This is a genomic window from Actinomadura sp. 7K507, assembly GCF_004348425.1.
Taxonomy (GTDB): Bacteria; Actinomycetota; Actinomycetes; order Streptosporangiales; family Streptosporangiaceae; genus Spirillospora.
In genome coordinates this window covers 1-13243 of record NZ_SMKK01000253.1, presented here as the reverse complement: position 1 = coordinate 13243, position 13243 = coordinate 1, and the positions used below count along the sequence as shown (strand labels likewise).

Genomic DNA, 13243 nt, shown 5'->3' with positions numbered 1-13243 from the left:
CGACCACGGCGCCCCGGCACCGCCGGACGGTCCCCCAGCGGGACGCGACCCGGCCGGACAGGACGTGTTCGCCGCACCCGCCACGCAGGACGCACCAGGCCAGGAGGCGCCCGAAAGCGGTCGTGAAGCCCCGGCGGCCATACCGGAGGCCCCACCGGGAACGGCCGTGCCCGGCCCACCTCACACGCTGGCCCCGCAAGGCGACCGGACGGCATCCGGCATGCCCGGCGACCTCCCGTCCGGACCTGGCACGCCTCCCGAACCCCGGCACGGCGCACCCGGCCCCTTCGGCCTCCCGGACCAAGCCGGAAGCGGCCCCCCGGCGTCCGGCACGCCGGCGGAACCCGCGAGCACCACTCACTCGGGCGGCGAGGCACCGCAGCACGGAGCCGCCGCTCCCGCCGCACCGGGCCACCACCCGGACACGAGCACGGCGGCGCCCACCGGGCCCGTGGAGCGGCAAGGCGGCCCCGGCGCGCCTCCCGACTCCCTGCACGCCGCAACCGGGGCGCCCGACACCGCGGCCCACGCCGGAACACCGAGCAGCCACCCGAACACCGACGCGGCAGCCCCCTCCGAACCCACGACACCCGTCGCATCCGGCGAACAGGCGGACGGGCCGGGCGCACCTCCCGACACCCGATACACCCCGCCGGGGACGCCCGACACCGCAATGCCCACCGGGACGCCCGGCAGCCATCCCGACATGAGCACGCCGGCACCCGGTGGCCCCACGGCACCCGGCACGTTCAGCGAACAGCCGGGCGGCCCCGGCACGCCTCCCGGCCCCCGGCACGCCCCAACCGGCGCATCCGACGCCCCGGCGCCCGCCGGAGCAGCGGGCGGCCCCCCGGACGCGGGCACGGCAGGCCCCGCGACGCCCGGGATGCCCGGGATGCCCGGCGGACAGCCGAGCGGACCCGGCGCACCCCCCGATACCCCGTACGACCCGACCAGGGCGCCCGACATCGCGGCGCCCACCGGCATACCGGGCAGCCACCCGGACACGTTCGGCGACCCGGCGACCTCCGGCGGCCCGGCGACGTCCGGCGAACAAGCGGGCGGCCCCAGCGCACCTCTCGACCCCCGGCACACCCCAACGGGGGCACCCGACACCGCAGCGCCCACCGGAGCAGCGGGCGGCTACCCGGGCATGGGCTCTGCAGGGATGGGTGCCCCGCAAGGGGCAGGTCCGCAGGGAGGCGAGGCGGCACCGGGCACCGGCATGGGCGGCGGCGCCCCTGCACCGGCTGCCGACGATCTCGGCGTCAATCCGGGCGGCGAAACACAGCATGAGGGAAGCGCACCTCCTGGCATGGCGAGTTCCCCTGGCCCGCACAGCCTCCCGGGCATCGCGTCCACCGGGGCGGCCGGTCAACCGGGTGCTCCCGCCGAACACGGCGCGGACCATGGCTTCGAGGCAGGCCACCGGGACGCCGCGCAAGGCGGTCACGGCGCGCCCGGTGTGCCGGGTGATCCGCGTGGAGCCACGCAAGAGCCCGTCGCGCAGGACGGCTTCGCTGCTGCCGGGCCGCAGAGCGGTGAGGGCGGACCCGCGCTGCGCGCCGTGGACGAGCGCGAGGCCGCGTTCGAGCCGGGCAACCGGATCGACCAGGAGTTGCACGAGGCGGCGCAGAGCGGCGACTCGGACGCCTTCCTGCGGGTGCTGCTGAACGCGAACGTCCTGGTGCCGATCCCCGGTGACGCGCCGCTCGAGATGACGCCCGTCCAGCGGGAGTTCCGGTGGGACGCGGCGCTGCGGACCGGGTCGGCGGTACAGGTGTTCACCTCGCTGGTCCGGTTGCGCGAGGTGCTGCCGGAGTCCCGGTTCGTGTACGCCGACTTCCGCGAACTGATCGGCGTGTGGCCCCGCGAGGACTGGACGATGCTCCTCAACCCCGGGACCCGGATCGGGGCGTCGCTGCGCGGCGACCAGGTGCTGGCGCTCAGCGAATGGGCGTTGCGGGTCGGGCTCGTCCAGGGGCGGCAGGAGGTTCCGCTGCCGCCGCCGCGGCGGGAGGCGGCACCGCAGATGCCGCCCGACGACGTCGACGACCGCGTACTGTCGCCGTCCATCATGCAGAAGGTCGTGCCGCACGTGCACGTCGCCTGGTACCTGGAGCAGGGATACGACCGGGTCGGCGGATTCGTCCACTCGACGGGCGATGTGGCGGAACTGCAGACGCCGATCCAGCTGTACGAGACCTTGGGGCTCCTGTACGAGGGCTCCTCGTTCTCGCCCGGCGATGAGGGCGTGTACGTCATCCGGTGGCCCGCCTACTGCCCCGACCTGTACCGGATCCCGTTCGGCGGGCGGAACGAGGAGGACCTGGCCGCCTGGGGCGAGGCCGGCTGGGTCATCGAGCGGCCGCCGTTCCTGGGAAGCGGCTTCGCGCCCGGGAGCGCAGGTTCCATCCGCGAGTACAAGGTGGACAGCGTCCGCCTCCCGTACGGGGCGGAGATGTACTACCTCGGCAGGGACCGGTCCGAGCGGTTCATCGCCATGTACGACCCCGACCGGCTCGCCTGGCTGCGGCCGGACGCGAACGCCGAGTCGTGGAACGGGCGGACGGAGGCCACCCAGTGATCCGGGACGGGTACGTCGCGCGGTGGCTCGGCAGGGACTTCGAGGCCGCGCCGGGCGCCGACGGTGAGATCAGGCTGTACGCGCCGGGGCCGACGGACGGGTTCGAGCAACTGCGTCCCGGACGCTACCGCCGCATCGTCCCCGCGTCCGAGGTCGAGGACCTGCGTTACGTCCGCACGACGTGCCGCTGGCGCGGCGAGAGGTTCGTCATCGTCGGCGAGCACGAAACCTGGCTTCGGGTCGAATACACGGGAGGACGGGCCCCGGTGGCCGAGAGTCTCGGCCTCGACCGCATCGACCAGGGCATCTGGCAGACATGGGCTCCCGGGGCGGAGGTCGAGGACGTCCGGGAGGAGTTGATCTGATGGCGCGCGGGCTTGATTGGCCCGCAAATCCGTGGTCGCATGATTCCCGGGGCGATCCCCGGGTAGCGGTACAGGCGCTCAACGGCGATGCGACGGAGGTGCTGCGGCAGTGATCGGCCGAGCAGCAGTGAAACCGATCTTTGTCGGACTCGGCACGGCCGCCGTCCTGGCCGCCGGCGGCGCATCCGCCATAGCCAACGAGACCCCGTCCCCCTCCCCCTCGGACACGGGCACGCCATCGCCCGCCCCGGGCAAGCTCATAGTGATTGTCCAGCCATTGGCCGACTCGGTGGATGCGGGCAAATCCGTGGACATCAAGACCACCATTGAGGCCGACGGCGGCAATGCGGAGAACGTCAAGGTCACGAACATCACGGCGTCCCTCAAAGGAACGACGATCGCCGGCGCGTGTGGAGCACCGTTCGACGCAGCGGCATGCTCCACGGAGGACCTGGCCAGCGGGGAGAAAGGCACCGTCGCCTCGACAGTGAAGGTTCCGAAGAAGGGCGCTGACAAAACCGCCCCATTCACGGTCGAAGTCACCGTCAAGGCCGCGGACATCGATCCCACCTCCGACACTACGACGATCAAGTACATCGTCCCGCCGCCGCCGACTGAGCCCACCAAGACACCGACCAAGTCGCCGACCAAGTCGCCCGATGATCCGCCGGACAAGCCTTCGCCCACTGGTTCGTCTGGTAGTGGCTCAGGCGGTTCCGGCGGGGGCAGTGGCGGCTCTGATGGCGGCGGTGGCTCCGGAGGCTCGTCCGGGGGCGGCGCAGGTGGTGACGCTCCGTCGGTCTCGGGCGGTGGGGCTGTGCCGCCGCAGCCGAACTCGTCGTTCGACGCGACGAAGCCGGAGGTGGCGCTGCCGCCCATCCAGGCGCCGAACCCGTCCGTCGCGCCGAACCAGAGTGCTGGAGTGACGCCGCAGAGCCGGTTGCAGGGCAACGAGGCCCCCGTCGCGCAGGACCTCACGTTCGAGCGGATGGCCAGCACGCAGATCGCGTGGCTGGCGGCGCTGCTGGTGGCGTTCTCGCTGCTGCTGACCCAGGTGCGGCTTGGCCGGCGGCGCCTGCGCCCGGCCGGGGCCGCGAGGCGCGTGAAGGGCACGCACCGCCGCCCCCGCAAGGGCATGTTCGGCAAGTGATCAGCGCGTGAGGCCGTAACAGGCGATCGCGGCGGCGGCGACCACGTTGAGGGAGTCGACGCCGCGGGCCAGGGCCGTCTCGTTCATCGGGATGCGGACGCGGTGGTCGGCCTCGTGCAGCCAGCGGGACGACAGTCCGTCCCCTTCGGAACCCAGTAGGAGCGCCCTCCGGTCGGCGGTCTTCACCTCGTCGATGGGCACCGCGTCCGGCGCGGGGGTCAGCGCCAGGAGCTGGAAGCCGCGCTCGCGCAGTGCGGACAGGCCGGTGCGCCAGTCCGTCATGCGGGCGTACGGGAGGGCGAACACCGCGCCCATGGAGACCTTGACCGACCGGCGGTACAGCGGATCCGCGCACCGGGGCGCCAGGACGGCGGCGTCCACCCCGAGCGCCGCCGCACACCGGAAAAGAGCCCCGACATTGGTGTGGTCGACGATGTCTTCGCAGATGATGACGCGGTGGGCGGCGGTCAGGACGGTTTCCACGGTGGGGAGGGGGAGGCGTTCCAGGGACGCCAGGGCGCCGCGGTGGACCTGGAAGCCGGTGATGGATTCCAGGGTGGCGTCGTCGGCGATGTAGGCGGGGGCGTCGAGGTCGTCCAGGACGTCGGCGAGCGGTTCGGCCCAGCGGCGGGACATCAGCAGGGAGCGGACGGGGTGGCCGGCGCCGATCGCGCGGCGGATGACCTTCTCGCCCTCGGCGACGAACAGGCCGTGCTCGGCTTCAAGACTTTTTCTGAGGTTCACGTCACGGAGGCGCACGAAGTCCGCGAGGCGCGGGTCGGCGGGATCTGTGACGGAAACCAGGCTGGCCATGCCCCAAGTCTGCCCTGGTCCGCCCGGTGGCGGAGCCGTGGTGCCTCGCTCACGGATCGTGATGATCCGGGGGCAATGCCAGCATCGTTGAGACATACGCTCATGACCTGCGTCATTATCAGTTTTGAGTTCTTTGTAACCTCTGGGACGTACTACTACAGTGCCGGGGAACATCGGCGGGTTTCTGGTGAATCGAGGGCAGGTCATGAGCGGACGTCATCGCAATGACATCCCCGAGGGGATGGGCGAGGGCGGGTACGACCCGTCCCGCCCCGTCTTCGGTCCGGCCAACGACGGGTCCTCCGACTGGTTCGGCGGGCGGGAGGGCCAGGGCCAGCCGCTCGCCCAGCCGCAGGCCGGTCCGCAGGGGGCGCCGCCCCCTGGCGCGGCCGGCCCCCGGGCGTCGGGTGAGACACCGGAGTGGTTCACGCCGCGCCAGTCGGGCGAGCAGCCCACCTTCGGTTCCGGCGCGTACGGCACGTCCGGGAGCGGTGGTTACCCCGGTGGACGTTCCGGTGGTTATCCCTCCGGTGAGCCGGGGGGCGCGGGCCGTCCCGGGAGTTCCTCGTCACCGCTGGCCGGTACCGGGTACAGCGAGTACGACTCCATCCGCAGTTCCGACGGCGGCCCGGCCGGGGCCTTCGGCGGCGGGCCGGGCGATCCCGGTGGTTCCGGCGGCTACGGCGGAGGGTCCGGAGGGTCGGGCGGCTCCGGTGGGTACGGCGGCGAGTCCGGAGGCTACGAGTACGGGCGGCGCAAGCGCAAGCGCAACGCGGCCGTGCTGGTCGGGCCGATGGCCGGGGCCGCGGGCCTGGCGCTGCTGCTCGGCGTCGGCGTCTACGCGTTCGCCGCGAGCGGCGGCTGCGGGGGCGACGACGCGATGAACCTCTCGGTCGCGGCGGCGCCCGACATCGCGCCGGTCGTGGAGAAGGCCGCGGAGCGCTTCAACGACAGCGGCCAGGAGAGCGACGGCAAGTGCGTCCAGGCCACGGTGAAGAAGGTCGAGCCCGGGACGGTGTCGACGCTGCTGTCGGGGCAGGGCGTGGCGAACCCGGCCAACGAGCGGCCGGACGTGTGGATCCCCGACTCGTCACTGTGGATCTCGCTGGCGCAGGCGGGCGGCGACGACAAGGGCGGCGTCAGCCCCACCAAGACATCGCTCGCGACGAGCCCGATCGTGGTCGGCCTGCCGCAGCCGCTCGCGGTGCAGCTCAAGCAGCAGGGCGTCACCGCCAGCCCGTCCTGGGACAACCTGCTCAAGGCCGCCGGCGGTGTCGCGGGCGGCGCGGTGACCAAGAACCAGATGATCCCGCCGGGCAAGGTGCGGCTGGTCGTGCCCGACCCGATGACGAACGCGGCGGGCATGGGCTCGCTGATGGTGACCAGCACGCTGCTCGCCAACGACCCCAACCGGGACTCGATCTTCACCGGCATCGTGCGGACCGTCCGGGAGAGCACCGTCCCCTCGGTCAAGGCGGAGTTCGAGACGTTCAACAAGAAGACCAGCGGCAAGCAGCCGATCTCCCTGTCGTCCGAGCAGGCGCTGTGGAAGCACAACCAGAGCAAGCCCAATGTGCCGGCGGTCGCGCTCTACCCGCTTGAGGGCACGCTGTCGATGAACTACCCGTTCACCGTCACCTCCAAGGACTCCGCGAAGCAGAAGGGCGCCCGGCTGCTGGAGAAGGCGATGGCCACCGAGGCCACCCGCAACGACGTCCACGAGCAGGGGTTCCGCACGCCGGACGGCAAGGCGCCCAAGGGGTTCGACGAGAAGGCCGGCGTCAGCCCGGCGCGCCCGCGGCAGCTGCCCCAGCCGAAGAGCGAGGACGTGGCGAAGGTCATGCAGGCGTGGTCGAAGCTGTCGCTCGGCCTGCGGATGCTCACGCTGATCGACGTGTCCGGCTCGATGCTGGAGAAGGTCGGGCCGAACACCAACCGGCTGCAGGCCATCGCGCAGATCTCGCAGGGCGGGCTCAGCATGATGTCGAACGACACCGAGATGGGCCAGTGGCTCTTCTCGACGAACATGAACGGTGACATCCCGTACAAGAAGACGGTGGAGATCGGCGCGCTCGGTGAGCGGGTCGGGTCGACCACGCGGCGCGGCCTCATCCTGTCGACGCTGAACCAGATGCGGCCGAAGCCGAACGGCGACACCGGGCTGTACCGGACGATGCTCGCCGCGTACGAGATGATGAACGAGACCTACAAGCCGGAGTTCGGCAACTCCATCCTGCTGCTGACGGACGGCAAGAACGACGACGCCGGCGGCCCGTCGCTGCCGGACACCCTGGACAAGCTCAAGGGCATGCAGGACCCGAACAAGCCGATCCAGGTCAACATGATCGGGTTCGGTGACGGCGTGGACGTCAACGAGCTGAAGCAGATCGCGCAGGCGACGAACGGCAACGTCCAGGTCGCGCAGACGCCGGAGGAGATCCAGAAGATCTTCCTCAAGATGCTGTCCCGCCGCATCCAGTGACCGGCGTCCGGTGACCCGCATCCGTTGATCGGCATCCGGGTGACCACCATTGGGTGATCATCCGGATGCGTCAGGTAGTTCTTGATATTTCCTGGCGATCGGTGTCAACCGGGCGCCGCAGGCGACCGTCCAACTGTGTGGAGGCCCGACGGGGAGCGGGGCCGTCGGGCCTCCGACCTACTTTCCCTCCCTGGCCCGTGACGGGGGAAGTGAGTCATCTTCAGCCCGGGCGGCTGACCGGGGCGACGCCCCGGAGCGTGCCGGACGAAATGGCACACCGGCTGCCGGCCGTGAGTCCGGAGCCGCGGAGAGTGCATCAGCTCCCCAGCGAATCTTCCAGCCCGTCCCCGATGACGCGGACGAGGGTTCCGATCACAGCCCGCGGGAGGACATGGTGTCCGGTTGGCCCAGTCTCGATCGCGCCGATGACGAGCGCCTGGCCCGGTCCTTGGTCGACGGCGAGCCGAGCGCCCTCATCCAGGTCATGGACCGCTACGCGGCCCGCCTGTACGACTACTGCCACGCGATGCTCCGCGACCAGGACCAGGCGGCCGGCGCCCTGCACGACGCGCTCATCGCCGCCTACGCGCACGTGTCCGGCATGCGCGAGCCCGACCGCTTCCGCGGCTGGCTGTACGCGCTCGTCCGCAACGAGTGCATGCGGCGGCTGCGTGATCCGGACCGTCCCGCCGAGCGCCATGAGGCCCCTGAGGTCGAGGACGGCTTCCTGGACGACGCGGAGCTGGCCCAGCGGCTGGAGGCCCGCCAGCTCGTCCACAGCGCCCTGACGGGGCTGCGGGGCCGTGAGCGGGAGGCTCTGGACCTCCTGCTGCGGCACGGCCTGGACGCCGCGGAGGTCGGCGGTGTCCTCGGCATGAACGCGCAGGAGGCCACCGACCTGACCGGCGACGCCCATGCCCGCCTCGACGGCGCGCTCGCCGCCGCCTACATCGCCAGGAACGGCGGTGACTGCCCCGGCGCGGCGGCGATCGTCGAAGGCGGCGGGCTGCCGTTGCCGCCGCCCGTCGCCCGCAGCCTGATCCACCACATCGAGACGTGCCCGGCCTGTGCCGCCCGGCGTGACCGGTCGGTGTCAGCGGCGCGGCTCCTGCAGGTGATGCCCGTCGCGATGATGCCGACCGACCTGCGCGGCCTGGTCATGGCCACCGCGACCGATCCGGCGCTCGCCCCCGACCTGGCCGACATCGCGTACCGGGCCGAGCCGTTCGACGCCTGGGGCTGGCCGGTCATCGTCGACCGGACGGCCGCGAAGGCTTCGCGCGGACGGGGCGCCCCGCGCGCTCTCTGGCCCGTGCTCGCCGCCGTAGCCGCGGTGGTACTGATCGTGGCGGGGGCGTTCTTCATCATGCCGGACTCGTCCGGCGGACGGTCCGACGCCCAGGGCTCGCCGGGGCCGTCCACGTCCGCGCCCGGCTCGTCCCTGCCGAGCGAGACCGAGGAACCGTCGGAGTCCCCGACGCCCACGGAGAGCGAGACTCCGACGGTGACGCCCACCCCGACCACGACGACCCCGTCCCCGAGGCGGACGCGCCGGCCGCCGTCCCGTTCGTCCAGGCCGGAGCCGACCCTCTCCCAGCGAGCCGGGACGCTCTCGGTGGGCGGCTGCACGATCAGCGGCCCCGGTCCGGGCAGGTGCAGCCTCCCGGTGAGTGCCAGGGGCGGGACCGTCCGGTGGGCCGTGACGGGCGCGTCCAACGGGCTCAGCGCCGCCGGCGGCGGCACGCTCGCCAGCGGGCAGTCGGCGGTGGTCAGTGTCAGCGGGACCTGCAGCCCGCCGGGCGGCTCCGGCACGGTCAGCTTCTCCACCGGCGACCAGGCCACGGTCACCCTGTCGTGCCCGGCCGGGTCCCCGGATGGCGGCGGCCAGGGCAGCGACTGACCGCATACGTGGTATAAGTCACATTCTCCGGACATTAAGGCTGATCAACTAGCCGACGGCCACCGTACGTACCGGACCCGTAACGGAAATCCAAGCAAAACGGAGAAATCCCAGCAACTTGCTGGCAAGATCAGGCAACCAGAGCGGACCGGCCGGCGCCGGCGCTCACCGGGGGGCACGATCGACGACACCGAATTCGACTGGGAGGGTTCCCGTGGCCGGTGAGCCAGGGCCCAGGCAGAACGACAACCTCAGGCTGGCGGACGCGCTGCGAGCCGGGGACGTCATCGCGCTGACCGAGGTCTACGACACCTATGCGCCGTTCCTCTACGACTACTGCCATGGGCTGCTCCGCGACCGCGTCGAGGCGGCCGGGGCGCTGCGCAACGTCGTCGTCGCGGCCCGCGAGCACATCGACCGCCTCACCGAGCCGGACCGGCTGCGCGGCTGGCTGTACGCGATCGCCCGCAAGGAGTGCATGCGGCGCCGCGACAGCCCCAACCGGCACACCGGGCAGGAGGCGCCGGAGGCCGACGACGGCCTGACCGAGGAGCAGCTCGCCCGGCGCGAGGAACGCCGCCTGCTCGCGCACAGCGCGATCGCCGCCCTCAACGGCCGGCAGCGCGAGGCGGTCGACCTGTCGGTGCGCCACGAGCTGGACGAGGTCGACCTGTCCGGCATCTTCGGGATGCCGCTGGAAGAGACGTTCGCGCTCGCGGAGAAGGCCCGCGAGGACCTCGCCGCCGCGCTGCACGCGGCGCTCATCGCGCAGAACCACTGGAAGGACTGCCCCAGCGTCTCGGCGCTGGCCGAGTCGTGGCCGCTGGCCCCGCAGGCGGCCGCGTCGCTCGGCCGGCATGTGGCGAGCTGCCCGGTGTGCGGGGAGCGGGAGACACCGCCGCTGCCGCCCGACCGGCTGCTGTCCGTCATGCCGATCGCGGCGATCCCCGCCGAGCTGCGGCTCGACGTGCTGACCGCCGCGACCGCCGAGGACCGCGCCGGGAACCGCCGCGCCATCGCCGCCTGGACCGAGCCGTTCGACGAGTACGGCTGGCCGCTCCCCTACGAGCCGACGCCCACGCGCGTCCGTGAACGGCCGCCCCGGCGGCGCGGCCCCCTCGTCGGCGCCATCGCCGTGGCCGTGGGCGTCGTGGTGCTGTCAGCGGGGGCGATGGCTGCCCTGGGAGGCGGCGACGGCGGCACGAACGCGTCGGCGAACGGCCCCGCGCCGCCCGGTCAGAGCGGCGCGCCGGTCGGCTCCGGCCAGCCCGAGCCGACGCCGACCGACCCGTCCCCCACGGTCACGTCGCCGTCCCCCACCGAGTCGGAGACGCCGTCGAAGACGCCTTCTCCGTCCAAGACCCCGTCCAGGACGCCGACGACCCGGACGCCGCAGCCTCCGCTGCAGACCGATGAGCCCGAGCGGCCGAGGTCGGGCCGGCTGTCGGTTGACGGCTGCCGGATGGGCAGGCGCGACGACACCTGCACCGTCCGCGTCACCGCCGTCGGCGGGCCGGTGAACTGGCGGGTGACGGGCACGTCCGGCGAGATCAGCGCGGGCGGCGGGGGCCGCCTTTCGGCGGGCGAGTCCGCCGGCGTGACCGTCACCCGGACGGCCCCCATCTGCTGGGGCGACAGGAACGGATCGGTCTCGTTTTCGCCAGGCGCTACGGCCGGCGTCTCGTACTGCTGAACCTGAATCACGTACTGCTGAAGCTTCTGCTGCTGGGCGGAGGCTGGGACGGGCGTCGCGCGTCCCAGCCGCACGTCCGGTCAGATGGTGCCGGTGTTCAAATGGTGCCGGTGTCCAGGGTGCTGTGGGCGCGGTCCAGAAGGAGCGGGACACCGCCGCCGATCTGGTCGAAGCCCTCGCCGACGGTCGCGTTCTGCAGGTAGCGGGCGTGGATGCCCTCCAGGATGACCGCGAGCTTGAAGCACGCGAACGCGACGTAGAAGTCGAGGTCGGCCAGATCGAAGCCGGTCAGCGCCGCGTACCGGTCGGTGAACTCGCGGCGGGTGAAGAAGCCGGGCGCCGAGGTGATCGTGGCGCCGACGGGGAGGTGCTCGGCGTCGCCGGCCTCGGCCCAGTAGACGAGCGTCAGCCCGAGGTCGGACAGCGGGTCGCCGAGCGTCGACATCTCCCAGTCGACCACGGCGGCGATCTCGGTACGGGGCTCCAGCCGGGCGAGGGCGTTGTCGAGCCGGAAGTCGCCGTGGACGAGGCGGGCCGGGGCGTCGGCCGGCATGCGTCCGGCGAGCCTGGCGACGAGCCGGTCGTACTCGGGCAGGTCGCGGGTGGTCCCGGTGGCGCGGATGGCCTCCTGGGAGCCGTCCCACTGCTTGCCCCAGCGCTTGAGCTGGCGCTCCATGTAGCCGCTCGGCCGCCCGAAGTCCTCCAGGCCGACGGCCTTCACGTCGACCGTGTGGATCCCGGCGAGCGCCGCGGCGAGCGCCTCGCTGAGGCCGCGCGCCTGCTCGGAGGTGATCTCCTCGGCGTCCTCGCGGGTGCGCAGGACGCGTCCTTCGACGTAGTCCATGAGGTAGAAGCGCGCGCCGATGACGTCCTCGTCGTCGCAGAAGGCCAGCGTCCTCGGCACCGGCACCGCCGTCCCGTCGCCGAGCGCGGTCAGGACCCGGTACTCGCGGCCCATGTCGTGGGCCGTCGGCTGGACGTGCCCGAGCGGCGGCCTGCGCAGCACGATCCGGCGGCCGCCGTCCAGCGTGATGCCGTAGGTGAGGTTCGAACGACCGCCCGCGATCAGGTCGATCTCGCCGATGCGTCCCGATCCGGGCAGCTCACGGGCCAGCCACTCCGCCAGGCGGGGGACGTCGATGCCGGGTACCCCGGGCGGAAGCTCTGCGTCAACGGTCATGGCGCGTCATTTTAGAACGTCGCTCGGCCGGGGTGGTGAACCCCACCCCGGTACCGGCCACGCGGCCGGCAAGCGCGGCCGGTAACCGATCGGCCACTTCCGGCCGACTTGCAGCATTGCTTCACCTGGCATCCAGCATCACGCTGACGTGCGGAAACACGCCTCGGATGCCCGCCGGTGGACGGGCGATTCGATGAGAATTCCAGAGAAATGGAGAACTCCAGGTGGAATCCGCGGGGCACTGGGGTACGCATCTGCGACGACACCCGAGCACCGTGGTCTCTACCCGGCGTGGGGTTCGAAAGCCGTCATACCCGGCCCATGACGGCAGGCTGGACTTTCTAGGTCCTGCTGGGCTAAGCAGAGTAGGACTAGGCCATTCGGGACTAGACCGCCCGATTGGGGGGACACACCGTGGCAGACGCATGGCTGCCGGGAGCCGGCCGCATGCCGGCACGACACGACGGCGGAGCCCTGCGAGGAGGTGCTCCCAGGGTCGTCTGGTGCACCGGCGAGCACGACCCGCGGAACGTTTCCGCCCGCTCGGCAGCCGCCGACCTCATCAAGGAGGACCGGCCGCCGCACCTGGTCTGGCATCCCGGCACCGGCGAGATCGTCCAGCTCCTGCCGGCTACCCGCGCCGCCCGGCTGCTCGGCGGGCGCGTCGGCCGTGAGGGACGCTTCTGCGTGCAGATCATGGTGATCGGCCAGTCCCGGGCGCCGTTCACCGGGACGCCGCTCGCCGGCCTCGAAACGATCGTCGCCTGGCTCGACACGTGGGGCGTCCCGCGCCGCTGGCCCGCCGGGCCGCCGCTGCCGTCGCCGCAGTCGTACCACGCGCACCGCGAGCGGAAGGACTGGGCGCGCGGCGGGCACTACGGGGCGTCCCAGGTGCCGCTGGTCGACCGTCCCGACCCCGGCGCGATCGACGTCCGCCGCATCACCGGACCCGACACGCCGGTGGCCCCCATCCCGAGGCCGCGCGCGCCCCTCACCGACGCCCCCGCCGCCTCCCTCGCCGACGCGCCCCGTCTCCTGCCGCGGAACCCGCGCACGGCCGACCCGGTACGCCC

9 protein-coding genes are annotated in these 13243 nt (G+C 72.4%); 7 read left to right on the top strand and 2 right to left on the bottom strand.

Annotation, left to right across the window (positions count from 1 at the left end):
- From E1285_RS37530 to E1285_RS37520, 3 genes are all read left to right on the top strand, one after another.
- Positions 1-2587 (top strand): SseB family protein (locus E1285_RS37530; protein WP_207947110.1); only part of this gene is annotated, 2587 nt, incomplete at its 5' end.
- Positions 2584-2952 (top strand): hypothetical protein, encoded by a 369-nt coding sequence (locus tag E1285_RS37525; protein ID WP_132159352.1) that lies wholly within the window; start codon positions 2584-2586, stop codon positions 2950-2952. The genes E1285_RS37530 and E1285_RS37525, both read left to right, overlap by 4 nt.
- Positions 2953-3061: 109 nt before the next feature.
- A complete protein-coding gene (locus E1285_RS37520) occupies positions 3062-4102 on the top strand; it encodes a hypothetical protein (protein WP_132159351.1) in 1041 nt (346 codons plus the stop codon).
- Here the strand turns inward: E1285_RS37520 and E1285_RS37515 are convergent, their stop codons facing one another.
- The gene (locus tag E1285_RS37515; protein ID WP_132159350.1) at positions 4103-4915 is read right to left on the bottom strand and encodes an RNA methyltransferase; all 813 of its coding nucleotides are present in this window, start codon (positions 4913-4915) and stop codon (positions 4103-4105) included.
- Between the two features lie 205 nt (positions 4916-5120).
- Here E1285_RS37515 and E1285_RS37510 point away from each other — a divergent pair, with 205 nt between their 5' ends.
- From E1285_RS37510 to E1285_RS37500, 3 genes are all read left to right on the top strand, one after another.
- Positions 5121-7397 carry a substrate-binding and VWA domain-containing protein gene (locus E1285_RS37510; protein WP_132159349.1) on the top strand — a complete coding sequence of 759 codons (2277 nt, stop codon included), beginning with the start codon at positions 5121-5123 and terminating at the stop codon, positions 7395-7397.
- Positions 7398-7788: 391 nt separating this feature from the next.
- Positions 7789-9297, top strand: coding sequence for a sigma-70 family RNA polymerase sigma factor (locus E1285_RS37505; protein WP_132159348.1), 1509 nt, complete (start codon positions 7789-7791; stop codon positions 9295-9297).
- A gap of 214 nt (positions 9298-9511) precedes the next feature.
- Positions 9512-10990, top strand: coding sequence for a sigma-70 family RNA polymerase sigma factor (locus E1285_RS37500; protein ID WP_132159347.1), 1479 nt, complete (start codon positions 9512-9514; stop codon positions 10988-10990).
- Positions 10991-11087: 97 nt separating this feature from the next.
- On the opposite strand, the gene E1285_RS37495 is transcribed toward E1285_RS37500, so the two are convergent.
- The gene (locus E1285_RS37495; protein WP_132159346.1) at positions 11088-12170 is read right to left on the bottom strand and encodes a phosphotransferase family protein; all 1083 of its coding nucleotides are present in this window, start codon (positions 12168-12170) and stop codon (positions 11088-11090) included.
- 447 nt (positions 12171-12617) lie between these two features.
- Between E1285_RS37495 and E1285_RS37490 the strand changes: the two genes are divergently transcribed.
- Positions 12618-13243: hypothetical protein (locus E1285_RS37490; RefSeq protein ID WP_243723321.1), on the top strand; the 626-nt coding region annotated here is incomplete at its 3' end.

What these genes read in the sequence shown, in the direction of transcription:
- E1285_RS37510 (WP_132159349.1), top strand. Translation starts at nt 5,121, where the DNA reads ATGAGCGGACGTCATCGCAATGACATCCCCGAGGGGATGGGCGAGGGC.
- E1285_RS37495 (WP_132159346.1), bottom strand. Translation starts at nt 12,170, where the DNA reads ATGACCGTTGACGCAGAGCTTCCGCCCGGGGTACCCGGCATCGACGTC.
- E1285_RS37505 (WP_132159348.1), top strand. Translation starts at nt 7,789, where the DNA reads ATGGTGTCCGGTTGGCCCAGTCTCGATCGCGCCGATGACGAGCGCCTG.
- E1285_RS37515 (WP_132159350.1), bottom strand. Translation starts at nt 4,915, where the DNA reads ATGGCCAGCCTGGTTTCCGTCACAGATCCCGCCGACCCGCGCCTCGCG.